At 72.6% G+C, this 17,293-nt stretch carries 18 protein-coding genes; 5 read left to right on the top strand and 13 right to left on the bottom strand.

The features are described 5' to 3' along the window. Nucleotides 1–2: 2 nt before the first annotated feature. Complete coding sequence (locus GQS52_RS14630) at nt 3–362, bottom strand: NADH-quinone oxidoreductase subunit A (protein ID WP_182313861.1); 360 nt, start codon at nt 360–362, stop codon at nt 3–5. A gap of 406 nt (nt 363–768) precedes the next feature. On the opposite strand from GQS52_RS14630, the gene yidD reads away from it, so the two are divergent. Both yidD and GQS52_RS14620 read left to right on the top strand, forming a co-directional pair. Beyond that, the gene (gene yidD / locus GQS52_RS27080) at nt 769–1,413 is read left to right on the top strand and encodes a membrane protein insertion efficiency factor YidD (protein WP_220472768.1); all 645 of its coding nucleotides are present in this window, start codon (nt 769–771) and stop codon (nt 1,411–1,413) included. A gap of 120 nt (nt 1,414–1,533) precedes the next feature. Further along, nucleotides 1,534–2,340 carry a C40 family peptidase gene (locus GQS52_RS14620; RefSeq protein WP_182313860.1) on the top strand — a complete coding sequence of 269 codons (807 nt, stop codon included), beginning with the start codon at nt 1,534–1,536 and terminating at the stop codon, nt 2,338–2,340. Nucleotides 2,341–2,569: 229 nt separating this feature from the next. Here the strand turns inward: GQS52_RS14620 and GQS52_RS14615 are convergent, their stop codons facing one another. Next, nucleotides 2,570–3,247, bottom strand: coding sequence for a helix-turn-helix domain-containing protein (locus GQS52_RS14615; RefSeq protein WP_346268242.1), 678 nt, complete (start codon nt 3,245–3,247; stop codon nt 2,570–2,572). Between the two features lie 198 nt (nt 3,248–3,445). On the opposite strand from GQS52_RS14615, the gene GQS52_RS14610 reads away from it, so the two are divergent. Both GQS52_RS14610 and GQS52_RS14605 read left to right on the top strand, forming a co-directional pair. Then, nucleotides 3,446–4,645 (top strand): cytochrome P450, encoded by a 1,200-nt coding sequence (locus tag GQS52_RS14610; RefSeq protein WP_182313858.1) that lies wholly within the window; start codon nt 3,446–3,448, stop codon nt 4,643–4,645. Continuing rightward, nucleotides 4,642–4,863 carry a ferredoxin gene (locus GQS52_RS14605; RefSeq protein WP_182313857.1) on the top strand — a complete coding sequence of 74 codons (222 nt, stop codon included), beginning with the start codon at nt 4,642–4,644 and terminating at the stop codon, nt 4,861–4,863. Before GQS52_RS14610 ends, GQS52_RS14605 begins: the two co-directional genes overlap by 4 nt. Nucleotides 4,864–5,144: 281 nt before the next feature. Here the strand turns inward: GQS52_RS14605 and GQS52_RS14600 are convergent, their stop codons facing one another. The 7 genes from GQS52_RS14600 to GQS52_RS14570 form a co-directional block, all read right to left on the bottom strand. Further along, the gene (locus GQS52_RS14600) at nt 5,145–6,347 is read right to left on the bottom strand and encodes a PLP-dependent aminotransferase family protein (protein ID WP_182313856.1); all 1,203 of its coding nucleotides are present in this window, start codon (nt 6,345–6,347) and stop codon (nt 5,145–5,147) included. Between the two features lie 155 nt (nt 6,348–6,502). After that, nucleotides 6,503–7,075: a hypothetical protein gene (locus GQS52_RS14595; protein ID WP_182313855.1), complete on the bottom strand. Its 573-nt coding sequence runs from the start codon at nt 7,073–7,075 to the stop codon at nt 6,503–6,505. A gap of 176 nt (nt 7,076–7,251) precedes the next feature. Beyond that, complete coding sequence (locus GQS52_RS14590) at nt 7,252–8,538, bottom strand: geranylgeranyl reductase family protein (RefSeq protein ID WP_182313854.1); 1,287 nt, start codon at nt 8,536–8,538, stop codon at nt 7,252–7,254. Nucleotides 8,539–8,813: 275 nt separating this feature from the next. After that, on the bottom strand, nt 8,814–9,506 hold the full coding sequence (locus tag GQS52_RS14585; RefSeq protein WP_182313853.1) for a demethylmenaquinone methyltransferase: 693 nt from the start codon (nt 9,504–9,506) through the stop codon (nt 8,814–8,816). A gap of 111 nt (nt 9,507–9,617) precedes the next feature. Further along, nucleotides 9,618–10,346 carry a hypothetical protein gene (locus GQS52_RS14580; protein ID WP_182313852.1) on the bottom strand — a complete coding sequence of 243 codons (729 nt, stop codon included), beginning with the start codon at nt 10,344–10,346 and terminating at the stop codon, nt 9,618–9,620. Between the two features lie 19 nt (nt 10,347–10,365). After that, on the bottom strand, nt 10,366–11,562 hold the full coding sequence (mqnC, locus tag GQS52_RS14575) for a cyclic dehypoxanthinyl futalosine synthase (RefSeq protein ID WP_182313851.1): 1,197 nt from the start codon (nt 11,560–11,562) through the stop codon (nt 10,366–10,368). 105 nt (nt 11,563–11,667) lie between these two features. Then, the gene (locus GQS52_RS14570; RefSeq protein ID WP_182313850.1) at nt 11,668–12,510 is read right to left on the bottom strand and encodes a menaquinone biosynthesis protein; all 843 of its coding nucleotides are present in this window, start codon (nt 12,508–12,510) and stop codon (nt 11,668–11,670) included. Between the two features lie 410 nt (nt 12,511–12,920). On the opposite strand from GQS52_RS14570, the gene GQS52_RS14565 reads away from it, so the two are divergent. Then, entirely contained in the window at nt 12,921–13,124 is a 204-nt protein-coding gene (locus GQS52_RS14565) for a cold-shock protein (RefSeq protein ID WP_182313849.1), read from the top strand. 158 nt (nt 13,125–13,282) lie between these two features. Here GQS52_RS14565 and GQS52_RS14560 read toward each other — a convergent pair whose 3' ends face one another. The 4 genes from GQS52_RS14560 to mqnE all read right to left on the bottom strand — a co-directional run bounded on the left by GQS52_RS14560 (nt 13,283) and on the right by mqnE (nt 17,256). After that, nucleotides 13,283–13,933 (bottom strand): TetR/AcrR family transcriptional regulator, encoded by a 651-nt coding sequence (locus GQS52_RS14560; RefSeq protein ID WP_182316454.1) that lies wholly within the window; start codon nt 13,931–13,933, stop codon nt 13,283–13,285. A gap of 187 nt (nt 13,934–14,120) precedes the next feature. Next, nucleotides 14,121–15,398: a dicarboxylate/amino acid:cation symporter gene (locus tag GQS52_RS14555; RefSeq protein ID WP_182313848.1), complete on the bottom strand. Its 1,278-nt coding sequence runs from the start codon at nt 15,396–15,398 to the stop codon at nt 14,121–14,123. Nucleotides 15,399–15,633: 235 nt separating this feature from the next. Beyond that, nucleotides 15,634–15,948 (bottom strand): DUF4229 domain-containing protein, encoded by a 315-nt coding sequence (locus GQS52_RS14550; RefSeq protein ID WP_259370782.1) that lies wholly within the window; start codon nt 15,946–15,948, stop codon nt 15,634–15,636. Nucleotides 15,949–16,092: 144 nt separating this feature from the next. Next, entirely contained in the window at nt 16,093–17,256 is a 1,164-nt protein-coding gene (mqnE, locus tag GQS52_RS14545) for an aminofutalosine synthase MqnE (protein ID WP_182313847.1), read from the bottom strand. Between the last annotated feature and the right edge of the window lie 37 nt (nt 17,257–17,293).

Here is a 17,293-nt window from a genome sequence, read left to right as displayed (position 1 = left end):
CCCTAGTCCCATTCCAGACCGCCGCGGCGCCACACGTAGGCGTAGGCGACGAAGACGGTGAGCACGAAGAGGAGCATCTCCACGAGCCCGAAGAGCCCCAGGGCGTCGAAGGAGACGGCCCAGGGGTAGAGGAAGACGATCTCGATGTCGAAGACGATGAAGAGCATCGCCGTCAGGTAGTACTTGATCGGGAAACGGCCTCCGCCGGCCGGCTGGGGCGTCGGCTCGATGCCGCACTCGTAGGCCTCCAGCTTGGCCCGGTTGTACCGTTTGGGGCCGACGAGCGTCGCCATCACCACGGAGAACACCGCGAATCCGGCACCGAGGCCTCCGAGCACGAGGATGGGCGCGTAGGCGTTCACCGTCCCGGCTCCTTCCAGTCGACGATGACTGCATGACGGTCCGCACCCGGGCGTGCCCCGCGCGTCACGAAGATCGTGCACATGTGAGGCAGTTCACAAGCCCGAGCCGCCTGCATCCTATGCCCCTCGCTCTGTGATCTGCGACACGGGTGCACCACCATATTTGTGATCTCCGACACCTGACGAACGATCATGAAGCCACATGAGCAATGATCTTCATACAAGAAGTGCGCGCATGATCACCAAACGTCACAAGCAGTCGCATCGCCGCAGGTCAAAACGGTGGTCCCTTTATCAAGGAAATATGTTTCACAACAAATTGGATCTGCGGATGATGTTGTGATACCGAGCGGGCACGGCTGTCGCTCCGGGCAGTCCGTGAAACCGCGCACGAGGGGGAACGATCATGACCGGGCATCCGGGGGGAGACCGCGGCGAGTCCGAGGAGCAGCGGCGCCGGCGGGAGGAGGAGCGCCGGCGCCGGAAGGAACGGCGCGAGAACGCACTGGATGCGGCGGAGGAGGCCCAGGACCCCGCGGAGGCACTGCTCGACCGGACCGGCGGGTCCGGCTCCAGTTCCGGCGGGTCCGGGTCCGGGTCCGGCTCCGGGTCCGGGTCCGGCGGCGGGAAGTCGTCGTCCTCGGACGGCAACTGCGGCTGCGGCGGAGGAAACCGCAACAAGAGCAGCGGCTGCGACGGGTGCGACGGGTGCGGTTGCGACAACCCCTGCCTGATCGGCCTCTTCTCGCTCCGCGTGCTGGCCGCCCTGGCGCTCTCCGCGCTCGGCCTCGGCCGGACGGTCCGCCGGGTCCGGCACGAGCCCGGCGCGCCCACCGGCCCCCTGGCGGGCCGGCTGCACGCCGCCGTCCGCTACTACCAGCTCCGCATCAGCCCCAGGTACGGGGCGCGTTGCCGCTTTTCGCCCACTTGCTCCCAGTACGGGGTCGTCGCGCTGAGGCGCCACGGGGCCCTGAAGGGCGGACTGCTGACGGTCCGGCGGATCTCCCGCTGCCGTCCCGGCTCGGAATCCGGTGCGGATCCGGTTCCGTGAGCCGCCCCCGGCCTGACCTGCAGAAGGTCACTCAATCCGGGCAATGCACATGCAGAGCGTCCATGTGGCAGATCCCACTCTTTTTGTCATCAAGTCTTTTTTCCTGGTAGGCAGATGGCCATGTCTTCACGTCATGGCCTGCCGACCGCCGAGTCCCATAGGTCCCGCCGGCGCGCGCGTACCCGTCCCCGCGTCGCCGGCGGTGCCATCGGCACGCTCGCACTGAGCACGGTGCTCGCCCCCACCTCCGCCCTCGCCTCCACCGGCTCCCTGCCCGTGGTCGGGGAGGCCTCCGAGGCCCCCGACACCACCCCCACCTCCGTCCCGGTCATCGACCTCGACTCCACCGGCCTGTACCGGGCGGCAGAGGCCACCGCCCGCACCGCGCAGGACCTGGAGACCGACGCGGCCGCGCAGGAGGCCGACCGGGCCGCCCGCGAGGAGGCCGCCGCCTTCAAGAAGGCCGAGGAGAAGCGCAAGGCGGAGGAGGCCCGCAAGGCCGCCGCCGAACGCGCCGCCGAGGCCGCCGCCTCCCGCAGCTCCGGGCGCGCCGACCTGGCCACCGCCTCCTCGCCCGGCACCGGCTCGGGCGTCCTCGGCTTCCTGCGCGCCCAGCTCGGCAAGGCCTACGTCATGGGCGCCACCGGCCCCGGCGCCTACGACTGCTCCGGCCTCGTCCAGGCCGCCTACCGGACCGTCGGCGTCAACCTGCCGCGCACCTCGCAGGCCCAGTCCTCCGCCGTCACCCCCGTCCCGCTGGGCTCCCTCCAGCCCGGCGACCTGATCTTCTGGGGCGGACAGGGCAGCGCGTACCACGTCGCCGTCTACGTCGGGGGCGGCAAGTACATCGACGCCGCCAACCCCTCCAAGGGCGTCGTGGAGCAGAACCTGAACGACTGGCCCCCGGACTTCGCCGGCCGCGTCTGACCCGCACCCCGCGCACACCGCGTCCTCGTCGGCCACTCCGCGCCGACGAGGGCGCGACGGGTCCGGCGAGGGCGCGACGGGTCCGGCGAGGGCCGCGGCGTCACCGGTGCCCGTCCCCGTCCTCCCGCGGCGGGGGCTTCTCCCGGTCCAGTGCCGCGCCCCTGCCCGCGTTGCGCGTGTGCACGCCGTCGTTCACGCCTTCGTCCGGGGGGTAGGGACACGGGGGCCGTCACGCCAGGAGGGTGCGCCAGCGGTCGGCCGACGCCCTCATGTCCAGGACGACCCGCTCCAGGAAGGTCCCCGCCCTGGCCAGCCGCTGCCCCACGGGGCTGTCGGGCCCGAACTCCTCCGCCGCCGTGATCGCGGCCCGCGCCGAGTCGAGCGTCTGCCGCGAGCTGACCACGATCGAGTGGTACCAGGCGTCGTCGTCGATCACGTAGATGTCGCGGCGCCGCCGCGGATCGCGCTCGCGCCGGACATACCCCTGCTGGACCAGGAAGTTCACGGCCACGGAGACGGAGGCCGGGCTGACCTTCAGCCTGCGGGTCAACTCGGCCGCGGTGCAGCTGCCGTCCTCGGACAGCAGCAGGGCGACGTGCACGCGCGCCGTCATCCTCGGCATCCCCGACCTGACCGCCAGTTCGACGATCTCCTCCTCCGTCTCCGTCGCACCGCCCGTCGCACCGTCCGGCGTTCCGGCCGCGCGCGGGGGCGCCGGTGTGCCGCGCCGCGCCCGCCGGAGCGTCTCCTGGTGCGCCTGCTGGGGCCGGTAGCCGCCGGGGCCGCCGTTGCGTCCGACCTCCCGGCTGACCGTCGAGGTCGGCCGGCCGAGCCGCCGGGCGATCTCGGCATAGGGGAGCCCCTCGGCGAGTCCGGCCGCGATGCGCCGGCGCTCCTGCTGGGTCAATCGTCCTCCTGGCATGCCTCCAGTATTGCCTTCGTCGTCATCCATTGCAACGAACTATTGCATTCGCACCCAGCGCCATTGCATCAATTTAACGCCCTTGAACTGGGAAAACAACATGAAGTCAATTGACGAAATTATGAATGCACCGTAGCTTTCGAAATATGTTAAACAGATGCTGCCGCGAGACGAGGAATGGCCATGGGTGAATCCCTCCACGCCGTCACGACGCTGCCGACGGCGCGTCGGCCCGGCTGCCCCTTCGACCCTCCGGCCGAGCTGCTCGACGCCCGCCGGCACGGCCCCGTCAGCCGCTTCACCCACCCCGGCGGAAAGCCCGGCTGGCTGATCACCGGGTACGACCTCGTCAGGTCGGTCCTGGCCGACCCGCGGTTCAGCTCGCGCAAAGAGCTCCTGAACGTGGTCGACCACGAGCTTCCTCCGGCCCCGCCCGGCGAGTTCCTCCTCATGGACGAGCCGCAGCACGGGCGCTACCGCAAACCCCTGGCGGGCAGGTTCACCGTGCGGCGGATGCGCCTGCTCACAGAGCGCGTCGAGCAGGTCACCGCGGACTGCCTGGACGCCATGGAGGAGGCCGGGCCGCCGACGGACCTGGTGACCGCGTTCGCCAGGCCCGTCCCCGCCATCGTCATCTGCGAGCTCCTCGGCGTGCCGTACGGGGACCGGGGCTCCTTCCAGGAGCAGATCGAGACGTTCCTCGGCGGGGAGACGGGCGAGGAGGAGCTGATCGCGGCCTACACCGCGACCCAGGAGTACCTCGCGGACTTGGTGGCCGCCAAGCGCGCGAACCCCACCGACGACGTGCTCAGCGACCTCACCCACAGCGATCTGACCGACGAGGAGCTGAAGGGGATCAGCCTGATCCTGCTGGCGGCCGGGTTCGACACCACCGCGAACATGCTCGCCCTCGGCACCTTCGCCCTGCTGCAGAACCCGGGGCAACTGGCCGCGCTGCGCGCCGATCCCGCGCTCGTCGACGGGGCCGTGGAGGAACTGCTGCGGTACCTGAGCGTCGCCAAGACGTTCATGCGGACGGCACTGGTGGACGTCGAGCTGGACGGCCGGACCATCGAGGCCGGCACGACGGTCGTCCTGTCGTACAACACCGCCAACCGCGACCCCGAGCGCTTCGCCGATCCCCACGTGCTCGACCTCCGGAGGCGGCAGGGCGGGCACCTGGCCTTCGGCCACGGCATCCACCAGTGCCTGGGTCAGCAACTGGCCCGCGTGGAGATGCGGGTCGCGTTCCGCGCGCTGATCGACCGCTTCCCCACGCTGCGCCTGGCCGTGCCGGCCGAAGAGGTCGGCCTGCGCCCGGAGACCGCGGACATCTACGGGGTGAAGAGCCTGCCGGTCGCCTGGGGCGAGGAGGACGCATGAGGCCGACGCGCCTGCGCGTCGACCGTGAGCGCTGCATCGGCGCCGGGATGTGCGCTCTGACCGCCCCCGAGGTCTTCGACCAGGACCCCGACGACGGCCGCGTGCTCCTGCTGCGCACCGAGCCGTCCACCGCCCGTCGCGCGGCCGCGCGGACGGCCGCCGGTCTCTGCCCCTCCGGGGCGATCACCCTCCACGAGCCGGAGTCCGGCGGCTCCTGACGCCGGGGCGGCCGCACCCGGGGCGGGAGGCCCCCGCCGTGCGTCGGCGGGGGCTCCCGCGTGCGCGGCGCACGTCACGCTCCCGCGGGGCACGTCACGGTTCCGCGAAGCACGTCACGCTCCCGCGGGGCCGGCGCCGCGCCTCCCGGCCGGTGGGCGCAGGGACGGTCCCGCGGACGGTCACGTTCGCGGGCCGCCGGCACGGGCAGCCGATCGCCCCGCCGCACCGCCTCCGTGTTTCCCCCCGCTCCCCCGGCCCGTTCCGTCACCGTCCCGGCCGGTCAGTCCTCCGAGGGCCCTTCGGCGAACGCCTTCGCCAGGCGGCGCAGGCCCTCGCGGATCTCCTCCGGCGGGTGTGCGGTGAAGGACATGCGCAGGGTCGCCGGGTCCGGTTCGCCGGCGTAGAAGGGGGCGCCCGGCACGTACGCCACGTCGTGGGCGACCGCGGCCGGCAGCAGCCGTGTCGCGTCGTGGCCGTCGGGGAGCCGCACCCAGACGAACATGCCGCCCTCCGGCCGGTTCCAGCGGCTGCCGGGCGGCAGGGCGTCCGGCAGGCCGTCGAGCAGCGCGTCGCGGCGCTCGCGGTAGGCGGTGCGGACGCGCGCCACGTGCGCGTCGAGGTCCCGGTCGCGCAGGTAGCGGGCGGCGGCGGCCTGGTCGACGGTCGAGGTGTGCAGGTCGGCCGACTGCTTGGCGACCGCGCAGGCCCGGAGCAGCCCGGCGGGGGCCCGCAGGAAGCCGAGCCGCAGCCCCGGGGCCATGATCTTGGAGAACGAGCCGAGCAGGACCGTGCGGTCCGACGCCTCCGGCAGCGCGGCGATCCACGGCACGGGCTCGCCGTCGTAGCGCAGTTCGCCGTACGGGTCGTCCTCGACGATCCGGAAGCCGTGCCGGGCGGCGGCCTTTGCGACCGCCCGGCGGCGAGCGGCGGGGAGCGTGCGGCCGGTGGGGTTCTGGAAGGTCGGCACGAGGTAGAGCAGCTTGGGGCGTTCCCGGGCCGCGATCTCCTCCAGGGCCGCCGGTTCGAGGCCGTCGTCGTCGGTAGGCACCGGGACCACCCGTGCGCCCGCGGCGGCGAAGCACTGGAGCGAGGCGAGGTAGCCGGGGTCCTCGACGAGCACCGTGTCCCCGGGTTCCAGGAGCGTGTGGGCGACCAGGGTGAGCGCCTGCTGGGAGCCGGTGGTGACGAGCAGGTCGCCGGCGGCGGTGGGCAGGCCGCGCCCGCTCAGCCGGGCCGCCACGGCCGCGCGCAGTTGCGGGTCGCCCTCGGTGGTCGAGTACTGCAGGGCCCGTGCCGGGGCCTCGGCCAGGACGCGGTCGTAGGCGGCCCTGATGCCCTCGGCGTCGAACAGTTCGGGCGCGGGCAGGCCGCCCGCGAACGAGACCACCTCGGGGCGGGCGGTGAGCGCCAGGATGTCGCGCACGGGCGAGGAGCCGACGGAGGCGGCGCGGGCGGCGATCGGGGGCAGGGCGGCACGGGTCATGCCTCCACCTTACGAAAGGAAGATGTACGACCCACGTAGTTTTCCGCGATGTGATACGCCCGGCCCGTCTCCCGGGCGGTCCGCGCTGCGCGCAGCGGCCCGGGCCGGCCCTTCCCCGCCGCCGAAGACGTCACGTTCCCCCGTCCGGACCTCCGTCAGGCCGCTGCTCCTCCGGCCCCCTCCCGCTCCCGGTAGGGCAGCCACTGGTCCTGGAACCCCACCCGGACGGCCCGCCGGACGGCCCCCGCACCGGGAACGATCCCGCCGACCGCCCCGGCGAGAATCAGGACCACGAGCTCGCCGACGACGGCGGGGCCCGGCAACAGGTGGTCGCCGTGGGGAGTGCGACGGACGGCGAGGACGTCCCCGGTACGGACGCCGCCCACGTTCACCTCGGCGTCCTCGTCGACCGCCCCGCCCCCGTCGGGGACAAAGCGACCCGTGCACCACTCGTAAGTGCCGCCCCTGCCCTCATGCCTCTCCCCGCACTCGGCCACCTCCAGCGTCCCCGGTGTGCCCGCGGCCCCGGCGAGCACGGTGAGGCCGACCGCCCCGAGGGCCGCGAGGCAGACCCCCAGCAGCGCCATCGCCGCGCCGACGAGGGCGAGGCAGACGCGTATGCCCCAGAGGCGGGCTGTGGGCCAGTCCTGCCGGGGAGTCGTGAGCCGCTCGTCCCAGACCGGCCGCCACCGCAGCCACGGTTTCCTCCGCCGGTGTTTCCCCGCCATGTCCCCCTCCCGGGTGCTCCACGGATGCGGGTTCACCGTAAGGACGGGCGGGCCGCCGCGGTCATGTCAGGTCCCGGCAGTCGTCCGGTCCGGACGACTGCCGGGATCCGCGTACCGGTCGGCGGGGTGCGGCCGTGCCGATCCGCCGCGGGAGGGCGGGGGCAGGGGGAAGGGCGTCAGGCGCGGGGGGCGACCTTGGCCAGGCCGTTGATGATGCGGTCCATGGCGTCGCCGCCGGTGGGGTCGGTGAGGTTGGCGAGCATCTTGAGGGTGAACTTCATCAGCAGGGGGTGGGAGAGGCCGCGCTGGGCGGCGATCTTCATGACCGTCGGGTTGCCGATGAGCTTCACGAACGCCCGGCCGAGCGTGTAGTAGCCGCCGTAGGTGTCCTTGAGGACCCGCGGGTAGCTCTGGAGGGCCAGTTCGCGCTGGGCGGCGGTGGCGCGGGCGTGTGCCTGGACGATGACCCGGGCGGCGATCTCACCGGACTCCATCGCGTAGGCGATGCCCTCGCCGTTGAACGGGTTGACCATGCCGCCGGCGTCGCCGACGAGCAGCAGGCCGCGGGTGTAGTGCGGCTGCCGGTTGAAGGCCATCGGCAGGGCGGCGCCGCGGATGGGGCCGGTCATGTTCTCCTCGGAGTAGCCCCACTCCTCCGGCATGGAGGCGCACCAGGCCTTGAGGACCTCGCGCCAGTCCAGCTCCTTGAAGGCGCTGCTGCTGTTGAGGATGCCCAGGCCGACGTTGGAGGTGCCGTCGCCCATGCCGAAGATCCAGCCGTAGCCGGGCAGCAGGCGGTCCTGGGGGCCGCGCCGGTCCCACAGTTCCAGCCAGGACTCGAGGTAGTCGTCGTCGTGCCGGGGCGAGGTGAAGTAGGTGCGCACGGCGACGCCCATCGGGCGGTCCTCGCGGCGGTGCAGGCCCATGCCGAGGGAGAGCCGGGTGGAGTTGCCGTCGGCGGCGACCACGATCGGGGCGTGGAAGGAGGCGGGGGCCTTCTCCTCGCCGAGCTTGGCCTCGACGCCGATGATCCGCCCGGTGCGGTCGTCCAGGATGGGGGACCCGACGTTGCACCGCTCGTACAGGCGGGCGCCGGCCTTCTGGGCCTGGCGGGCCAGCATCTCGTCGAAGTCCTCGCGGCGGCGCACCAGTCCGTAGTTCGGGTAGGCCGACAGCTCGGGCCAGTCCAACTGGATGCGGTGCCCGCCGCCGATGATCCGCAGGCCCTTGTTGCGCAGCCAGCCGGCCTCCTCGGAGATGTCGATGCCCATGCCGACGAGCTGCTTGGTGGCGCGCGGGGTCAGGCCGTCGCCGCACACCTTCTCGCGCGGGAAGGCGGTCTTCTCCAGGAGGAGGACGTCGAGCCCTGCCCTGGCCAGGTGGTAGGCGGTCGCCGAACCGGCGGGGCCGGCCCCGACGACGATCACATCGGCGCTGCGGTCGGAGGCGAGGGACTCGGACACGGCGGTTCTCCCGTCGGGCGGTTCGGCTGTTCAGGGTTCGGCTGGTCGAGTCTATGAGGCCGCCGACCCCCTGCCGAGAGGCGGTCGGGCGGCCACCGGGGGCTTCGGGAACGGGTGTTCGCGGCGCGCGGTCGGGTGTTCGCGGCGTACGGGAGGCGGGAGGGCCGTCCGCGCGCCGGCGGAACGGCCCTCCCGCCGCGTCACGGACGGTCCCGCGTCATGCCCCGGCCCGCGTCACCACCCGCCCCCGGCAGGGCCGTTCAGGGCAGGGCCGTTCAGGGTGCGGTGGCGCGGTGGAGGGCGACGACGCCGCCGGTGAGGTTCCGCCAGGCGACCTTGCCCCAGCCGGCCTGCTGCATGCGGCGGGCGAAGGCGGGCTGGTCCGGCCAGGCCCGGATCGACTCGGCGAGGTAGACGTAGGCGTCGGGGTTGCTGCTGACGGCGGTGGCCACCGGCGGCAGGGCCCGCATCAGGTACTCGGTGTAGACGGTGCGGAACGGCGCCCAGGTGGGGTGGCTGAACTCGCAGACCACGACCCGGCCGCCGGGCCTGGTCACCCGCAGCATCTCGCGCAGGGCGGCGTCCGGGTCGTGGACGTTGCGCAGGGCGAAGGAGATGGTGACGGCGTCGAAGGCGTCGTCGGCGAAGGGCAGGCGGGTGGCGTCGCCGGCGGTCAGCGGCAGCCAGGGGTTGCGGCGCTTGCCCTCGCGCAGCATGCCGAGGGAGAAGTCGCAGGGGACGACGTCCGCCCCGGCCTCGGCGAAGGGCAGGGAGGAGGTGCCGGTGCCGGCCCCGAGGTCGAGGACGCGCATGCCCGGGCGGGCGTCCACGGCCCGGGCGACGGCCCTGCGCCACAACCGGGCCTGCCCCAGGGACAGCACGTCGTTGGTGAGGTCGTACTTGGCCGCCACGCCGTCGAACATCTGGGCGACTTCCTGCGGCTGCTTGTCCAGGGAGGCTCGGGTCACGCTGCCCATTGTTCACCGTCGGGGGGCGCCGCGGGGCTCAGGGGTCCGAGGGAGGCGCGGCGGCCGGGCCGCGGCGGGGACGCGGCGCACCGGGGGCGGGCCGCGGCGGGTTCACCGCAGGCGGTGGACGAGGCGGCCGCCCAGGACCGTGGCCGTGGCGGCGCGGGCCGGGGCGCCGGAACCGTACTCGCTCAGCACGTCCCACAGGGCGTTGAGGCCCTCCTCCGCGGCGCGCACGACGGCGTCGCGGTCGACGGGGACGTCGAAGACCGCCAGGTCGGCGCGGGCGCCGGGCGCGAGCGCCCCGCCCAGCACGGAGCGCGGGTGGCCCATGGCCAGCGGCGCGAGTTCGGCCGGCCCCTCCCCGGGGGCCGGGAGGCGGGCGGGGACGCCGGGCGGTGCCTCCCGGGGGACGACGACGAGGCCGGAACGGGCCACCGCCGTACGCACGGCGGGGCGGTGGAAGGGCCCGGAGACGGCGGTGGCGCCGTGGCTCATCATCCGCTGGAGCCCGCGCCGGGCACCGGCGCCCCAGCGCTCCTCGGTCATCCCCAGGGCCGCCAGCGCCTCCCCGCGCAGGGGAAGGGTGCCGAGCTCGTCGGCCTCGCGCGGGTCCGGGTGGTAGGCCTCCTCCAGCAGGGCGTGCCCGCTGCGGTTGACGAGTCCGGGCAGCAGGACCCCGGGCCAGTGGCGCACCCGCGCCCCGGGGTACTGGTCCGTCAGGTCGGCGAGCGGCCCGACGGAGACGACCCTGCCGTCCTCGACGGCCACCGCACCGTCCGGCAGGGGCAGGGCGGTGGCGGAGGCCTGGACGACGGGGGCGGCGTGGACGGTCAGCATGCGGCGGCTCCCGCGCGGGTCAGTCGGCGTCGACGAGCTTCAGCTCGGGGTGGGCCGTGCCGCCCTCGATCGCGGTGGAGGACAGGTGGGAGACGACCTTGTCGTCGACCGGGTCGTGCGCCGGGTCGTCGTGCACGACCAGGTGCTCGTAGGTGGTCGAGCGCTGGGCGGGGACCCGTCCGGCGGTGCGGATGAGGTGGAGCAGCTCCAGCCGGTTGGAGCGGTGCTTCGCGCCGGCCGAGGAGACGACGTTCTCCTCCAGCATCACCGAGCCGAGGTCGTCGGCGCCGTAGTGCAGGGAGAGCTGGCCGATCTCCTTGCCGGTGGTCAGCCACGAGCCCTGGATGTGGGCCACGTTGTCCAGGAAGAGGCGGGCGATCGCGATCATCCGCAGGTACTCGAACTGCGTGGCCTGCGTCTGCCCCTTCAGGTGGTTGTTCTCCGGCTGGTAGGTGTACGGGATGAAGGCGCGGAAGCCGCCGGTGCGGTCCTGCACGTCGCGGATCATCCGCAGGTGCTCGATCCGCTCGGCGTTGGTCTCGCCGGTGCCCATGAGCATGGTGGAGGTGGACTCCACGCCCAGGCGGTGGGCGGTCTCCATGATCTCCAGCCAGCGCTCGCCGGACTCCTTCAGCGGGGCGATGGCCCTGCGGGCCCGCTCCGGGAGGAGTTCGGCGCCGGCCCCGGCGAAGGAGTCCAGGCCGGCCGCGTGGATCCGGCTGATCGCCTCCTCCACCGACACCTTGGAGATGCGGGCCATGTGCTCGACCTCGGAGGCGCCGAGGGAGTGGATGACCAGCTGCGGGAAGCGCTCCTTGATCGCGGAGAAGTGCTCCTCGTAGTACTCGACGCCGAAGTCCGGGTGGTGGCCGCCCTGGAACATGATCTGGGTGCCGCCCAGTTCGACGGTCTCCGCGCAGCGGCGCAGGATGTCGTCGAGGTCGCGCGTCCAGCCCTTGTCGCTCTTCGGCGGGGCGTAGAAGGCGCAGAACCGGCAGGCGGTCACGCAGACGTTGGTGTAGTTGATGTTCCGCTCGATGATGTACGTCGCGATGTGCTCGGTGCCGGCGTAGCGGAGGCGCCGGGCCGCGTCCGCCGCCGCGCCCAGGGCGTGCAGGGGGGCGGAGCGGTACAGCTCCAGTGCCTCGTCCGGGGTGATGCGGCCGCCCGCCGCGGCGCGGTCGAGGACAGGCTGCAGGTCGGCGTTCTCGGGCACCGTGGGAGGGTCCCTTCCGGACAGGGGGCAACGACCGCTCCAGCGTACGCCAGGGGCCGTTCGGCCTCTCCGGGTCCCCGGCGGGGCCCGGCGGGGCCGTTCCGCCTACAGGAGTTCCACCTTCGCCTCCGGGGAGAACCCCGTCGTGGCCCCCACCCTGCGGGCGAACTCCTCGATGCCCCTGAGCTGCTCCGCCCCCAGGGAGAAGTCGAGGGTCGTGAAGTACTTCTCCAGCAGCGCGGCGTCGAACGCCTCCCAGCGCGCGGCCTGCTCGGCGACCTTGGCCACCTCCACCAGGGACAGGTCGCGCGAGGCCAGGAACGCCTTGTGCACCGCGTGCACGATCTCCGGCTCGCGGGCCAGGAAGTCCCTGCGCACCGCCCACAGGGCGAAGACGAACGGCAGGCCGGTCCACTCCTTCCACATCAGCCCCAGGTCGTGCACCTCCAGGCCGAGGCGGGGGGCGTCGTGCAGGGACGCGCGCAGGGCCGCGTCGCCGATCAGGACGGCAGCCTGCGCCTCCTGCATCATCAGCCCCAGGTCGGGCGGGCAGCGGTAGTAGTCCGGCCGGACGCCGTACTGCTCGGCCAGCAGCAGCTGGGCGAGGCGGACCGAGGTGCGGCTGGTGGAGCCCAGGGCCACCTTCTCCCCGTCCAGCCGGTCCAGCGGCACCTGGCTGACGACGACGCAGGACATCACCGGGCCGTCGCAGCCGACGGCGATGTCGGGCAGCGCCACCAGGCTGTCGGCGTTGCGCAGGTACTCCACGAGGGTGATCGGCCCGATGTCCAGCTCCCCCCGCACGAGCTGTTCGCTGAGTTTCTCCGGGGTGTCCTTCGTCAGGTCCAGGTCGAGCAGGGTGCCCGTCCTGGCGAGGCCCCAGTAGAGGGGCAGGCAGTTGAGGAACTGGATGTGGCCGACCCGGGGCCGCGGCGAGGAAATGTCCACGTCCGGCAGGCTAGTCCTGCCCGGGCCCGGACCGCGGCCCGGGTGGCGGCGGGCCGGCCCGGGGACGTTCCCGCCCCGCGGCCCGCGGCCGTCCCCAAGTCCGTTCCCCCGCGGCCCGCAGGGCCTGTTCGCGGTCCGTCCGCAGGGCCGGCGGGCGGTCGGCGGAGCGGTGGCGCGGGCGGTGCGGCGCGCCGGATTTTTTCCCCTTCCACGCGATCATCCCCCGTGCTACGCTCGAAGCAAGTTGCAGTTTGCTTTCCCTTGCAGTACTCAAACCCTGCGGAGCATGTGACCGCAGGGTTTTGTGTTTTCAGGCTCTTCCCGGGGGTTCTGGAGCAGGGCGGAAACAGCAGCGAACCGGATATTCGCACAGGGTGAATATCCGGCGTCCCTGTGCCAAGGAGAATGTTATGGCTACCGGAACCGTCAAGTGGTTCAACGCCGAAAAGGGCTTCGGCTTCATCGCCCAGGACGGCGGCGGTCCCGATGTCTTCGTCCACTACTCCGCGATCAACGCGTCGGGCTTCCGCTCGCTCGAGGAGAACCAGCCCGTGACCTTCGACGTCACGCAGGGCCCGAAGGGCCCGCAGGCCGAGAACGTCACGCCTGCCTGATCGCGCCTCACCGCTTCACCAAGGAGCCCCCGCGCCGCTCGTCGGCACGGGGGCTCCTGCCCTTCCGGCGACCTTCCGGCGCCCTTCCGGCGGTCACTGCCCGGCCGGCGCCCCGCCCGCCCCGGTACTCCACCGCCCTTTCCGGCCTTCCCCCGTCCTCAGCGGTCCGGCGACCAGCGCCGTCCGTTCATGAGGCCGTCCAGGCCGGCCCAGGCGAAGTTCATCAGCGTCGACGTGGCGTCCTCGGCCGACCGGCCGGGCCTGCCGTTCTCCCGGATCGCCAGGGACTCCGCCGCCCCGACCAGGGCGTGCGCCAGCGCGGCGACCTCCTCCTCGGGCAGCCCCCCGGGGGCGGAGCCGGAGGCGGGATCGGCGGCGGAGTCGGGATCGGGGGCGGGATCGGCGGCGGGCACCGCGGCGCGGCTGAAGGCGTCCGCTATCAGGCCGGTCACCAGGTCGACCAGCTTGTCCCGCAGCAGCTGGACCTCCGCGGCGAACGGCTCACCGTGGGTGCGGGCCTGCCGGTGGAGGACGGCCCACCCGTACGGGTGATCGGCGACGTGGGAGAAGAACCCGTGCAGTCCTTTCCACAGTTGCCGGTCGGGGGCCGCGCCGGGTTCGACCGCCGCCCGCACGGCCGCCTCCAGGGCGTCGGACTCCCGGCGGATGCAGGCGGTGAACAGGTCTTCCTTGGAGTTCAGGTACAGGTACACCAGCGGTTTGGAGACGCCCGCGGCCTCGGCAATGTCGTCCATGGAGGCGGCCCGGTAGCCGCGTTCCGCGAAGGTGCGCACCGCCGCGTCGAGCATCTGCTGCTCGCGCACGTGCCGGGGCACCCGCTTCCTACCGCCCAACTCCGCAACCTCCGCAGGCCGGTCCAACGTCGTGTCAGCTTACGGGTCCCGCGGCCCGGCCCCGGTCCGCTCCCGCGGCGGGGGCGGACCGGGGCCGGCGGGCGGGCCCGGGCGGGACCGGGCGGGGAGTGCCCGGGGGCCGTCAGGCGGCCTGCGGGGCGGGCGCGCCCGCGGGCTCGTCGTCCAGCGGGGAGGTGTGGGCGCTGCCGTACGCCTCGCGGTCCAGGATCCCCTCGCGGGCCGCGACGACGACCGGCACGGCCGCTTGGCCGGCGACGTTGGTCGCGGTGCGCATCATGTCCAGGATCGGGTCGACGGCCATCAGCAGGCCGACGCCCTCCAGCGGCAGGCCCAGCGTGGACAGGGTCAGGGTGAGCATCACGGTGGCGCCGGTGAGGCCGGCGGTGGCCGCGGACCCGACGACCGAGACGAAGGCGATGAGCACGTAGTCGGCGACGCCGAGGTCGATGCCGAAGACCTCGGCCACGAAGATCGCCGCGAGCGCCGGGTAGACGGCGGCGCAGCCGTCCATCTTGGTGGTGGAGCCGAACGGCACGGCGAAGGAGGCGTACTCGGCCGGAACGCCGAGGCGCTCGGTGACCCGCTTGGTGAGCGGCATGGTGCCGACCGAGGAACGGGACACGAAGGCGAGCTGGATGGCCGGCCAGGCCCCCTTGAAGAACTGCAGCGGGCTGACCCGGGCGAACACGGCCAGCAGCAGCGGGTAGACGACGAACATCACCAGGGCGCAGCCGACGTAGACGTCGACGGTGAAGGTCGCGTAGGGCCGCACGAGGTCCCAGCCGTAGGTGGCCACCGCGTTGCCGATCAGGCCGAGGGTGCCGAGCGGGGCGAGCCGGATGACCCACCACAGGGCCTTCTGCAGCAGTTCCAGCACGGACTCGCCCAGGATGAGCAGGGGGCGGGCCTTCTCGCCGATCTTCAGCAGGGCGGCGCCGGTGACGGCGGCCATGAAGACGATCTGCAGCACCTTCAGCTCGGTGAACGGCGTGATCACGTCGGTGGGGACGATGCCGGTGAGGAAGTCCAGCCATGAGCCGGTGGTCTCGGGCTTCGAGCCGTCGGCCGGGGTCAGGCCGGTGCCGGCGCCCGGGTCGGTGGCCAGGCCCAGGCCGATGCCGATGAGCACGGCGATCAGCGAGGTGACCAGGAACCACAGGAGGGTGCGGGTGGCGAGGCGGGCCGCGTCGGTGACGTTGCGCAGGTTGGTGATGCTCACCACGATGGCGGCGAAGACCAGGGGGGCCACGACCAGTTTCAGCAGCTGGACGAAGATGCCGCCGGTCTTCTCCAGGGCGGTGGTCAGCCAGGCCGTGTCGCTGCTCCGGGCGATCCAGCCGAGCAGGACGCCCAGGACGAGGCCGGCGACGATCTGCGCCCAGAAGGGCACCCGGGGCATGCGTGTGCGCGTCCGCGGTACGGACGGACCGGGCTCGGGAGCGGTCGGTGTCACGGGTCCTCCAGGGGGTGGCGGGGGTCCGCCGACGTGCCGCTGAAGAGGGTGTCTGTCACGGCAACAGCGAAATCCGATGCGTTCGAAGGCCGACTGTGGTTCACACCTTCGGGAAAGCACCAACGCCCCGCTCGTGGACGTTCATTCCACGGCGGGGCGCAGTTGCGCTGTGATGCGGGTCTCAGCCGCGGGTGTTCCTGGCGGCGTCGTCGGCCTCGTCCTCCTGGCTGCGGTTGGCGGCGATGCGCTGCTTGGTGTTCTCCATCCGCTCCGCGATCTGCACCGACATCTCCTCGCGCTGCCTGCGCAGCAGCACGTAGCTGAGGGGTGCGGAGATCACCAGGGCGAGGAGGATCACCCACAGGAAATTGGACTCGCCGACACCGGCCGGGAGGATCCCGAAGGCGGTCAGGGCCCACACGGCGAAGAAGCACAGGACGAAGACGCCCAGGCGCATCGCGGTGTAGCGGAGGGCGGCGTGCGACTTGCTGCTCACTTCGACTCTTCCGTCCTGGGGATGCGGTTCGGCACTTCAAGTGAAACACGGGCCCGGACGTACCCGGCGCGAGGGTCCCGCCGGGCCCGCCGGGCCCGCCGGGGCCCCTCGGCGCCGGCGTCGCGCCCCCGGAGGGGCGGCGGTTCAGACCCGCATGGGCTGCGGCGACTCCCGGCGGTCGGGGTCCGGCCCCGGGTACTCGCGCACCGTCTCGTAGCGGGTGTTGCGCTCCACCGGGCGGAAGCCGGCGTCGCGAATGAGCCCCAGCAGGTCCTCGCGGGTGAGCTTGTCGGGGGTGCCGTAGCTGTCCGCGTCGTGGGTGATCTTGTACTCGACGACCGAGCCGTCCATGTCGTCGGCGCCGTGGTTGAGCGCCAGCTGCGTGGTGGACAGGCCGTGCATGACCCAGAACGCCTTGACGTGCGGCACGTTGTCGAAGAGCAGCCGGGAGACGGCGAAGACCTTCAGCGCCTCGGCGCCGGTCGCCATGGTGGTGCGGGCCTGGAGCCGGTTGCGGACCTTGCCGTCCTTCATGTCGACGAAGTCGTGCTGGTAGCGCAGCGGGATGAAGACCTGGAAGCCGCCGGTCTCGTCCTGCAGCTCGCGCAGCCGCAGCACGTGGTCCACGCGGTGGCGCGGCTCCTCGATGTGGCCGTAGAGCATGGTGCTCGGAGTCTTGAGGCCCTTGGAGTGCGCCAGGCGGTGGATGCGCGACCAGTCCTCCCAGTGGGTGCGGTGGTCGACGATGTGCTGCCGCACCTCCCAGTCGAAGATCTCCGCGCCGCCGCCGGTCAGCGACTCCAGGCCGGCCTCGATCAGCTCGTCGAGGATCTCCGAGGCGGACAGGCCGGAGATCGTCTCGAAGTGGTGGATCTCGGTGGCGGTGAACGCCTTGAGGGAGACGTTCGGCAGCGCCTCCTTGAGGGCCTTGAGGGAGCGCGGGTAGTAGCGCCACGGCAGGGTGGGGTGCAGGCCGTTGACGATGTGCAGCTCGGTGAGGTTCTCGTTCTCCATCGCCTTGGCGAGGCGGACGGCCTCCTCGATGCGCATCGTGTACGCGTCCTTCTCGCCCGGCTTGCGCTGGAACGAGCAGTAGGCGCACGAGGCGGTGCACACGTTCGTCATGTTCAGGTGGCGGTTGACGTTGAAGTAGACGGCGTCGCCGTTCTTCTGCGTCCGCACGTGGTGCGCCAGACCGCCGAGCCAGGCCAGGTCGTCGGACTCGTAGAGGGCGATGCCGTCCTCACGGGTCAGCCGCTCACCGGCGAAGACCTTTGCCTCCAGCTCGCGCTTGAGCCCAGCGTCCATGCGCCCGTCCTCCACATCGTCCTCCTGCGTACAGCAG

This window comes from Streptomyces sp. SCUT-3 (assembly GCF_014083985.1).
Taxonomy (GTDB): domain Bacteria; phylum Actinomycetota; class Actinomycetes; order Streptomycetales; family Streptomycetaceae; genus Streptomyces_H; species Streptomyces_H thermolineatus.
This window is presented reverse-complemented; position numbering and strand designations above follow the sequence as displayed.

Coding starts and splice junctions, on each gene's coding strand:
- GQS52_RS14560 (WP_182316454.1), bottom strand. CDS start 13,933: ATGCTCGACGCGGCGGTGCGCACCTTCGCGGAACGCGGCTACCGGGCC.
- GQS52_RS14580 (WP_182313852.1), bottom strand. CDS start 10,346: ATGCTGACCGTCCACGCCGCCCCCGTCGTCCAGGCCTCCGCCACCGCC.
- GQS52_RS14620 (WP_182313860.1), top strand. CDS start 1,534: ATGTCTTCACGTCATGGCCTGCCGACCGCCGAGTCCCATAGGTCCCGC.
- GQS52_RS14565 (WP_182313849.1), top strand. CDS start 12,921: ATGGCTACCGGAACCGTCAAGTGGTTCAACGCCGAAAAGGGCTTCGGC.
- GQS52_RS14595 (WP_182313855.1), bottom strand. CDS start 7,075: ATGGCGGGGAAACACCGGCGGAGGAAACCGTGGCTGCGGTGGCGGCCG.
- yidD (WP_220472768.1), top strand. CDS start 769: ATGACCGGGCATCCGGGGGGAGACCGCGGCGAGTCCGAGGAGCAGCGG.
- mqnE (WP_182313847.1), bottom strand. CDS start 17,256: ATGGACGCTGGGCTCAAGCGCGAGCTGGAGGCAAAGGTCTTCGCCGGT.
- GQS52_RS14555 (WP_182313848.1), bottom strand. CDS start 15,398: ATGCCCCGGGTGCCCTTCTGGGCGCAGATCGTCGCCGGCCTCGTCCTG.
- GQS52_RS14610 (WP_182313858.1), top strand. CDS start 3,446: ATGGGTGAATCCCTCCACGCCGTCACGACGCTGCCGACGGCGCGTCGG.
- GQS52_RS14600 (WP_182313856.1), bottom strand. CDS start 6,347: ATGACCCGTGCCGCCCTGCCCCCGATCGCCGCCCGCGCCGCCTCCGTC.
- GQS52_RS14605 (WP_182313857.1), top strand. CDS start 4,642: ATGAGGCCGACGCGCCTGCGCGTCGACCGTGAGCGCTGCATCGGCGCC.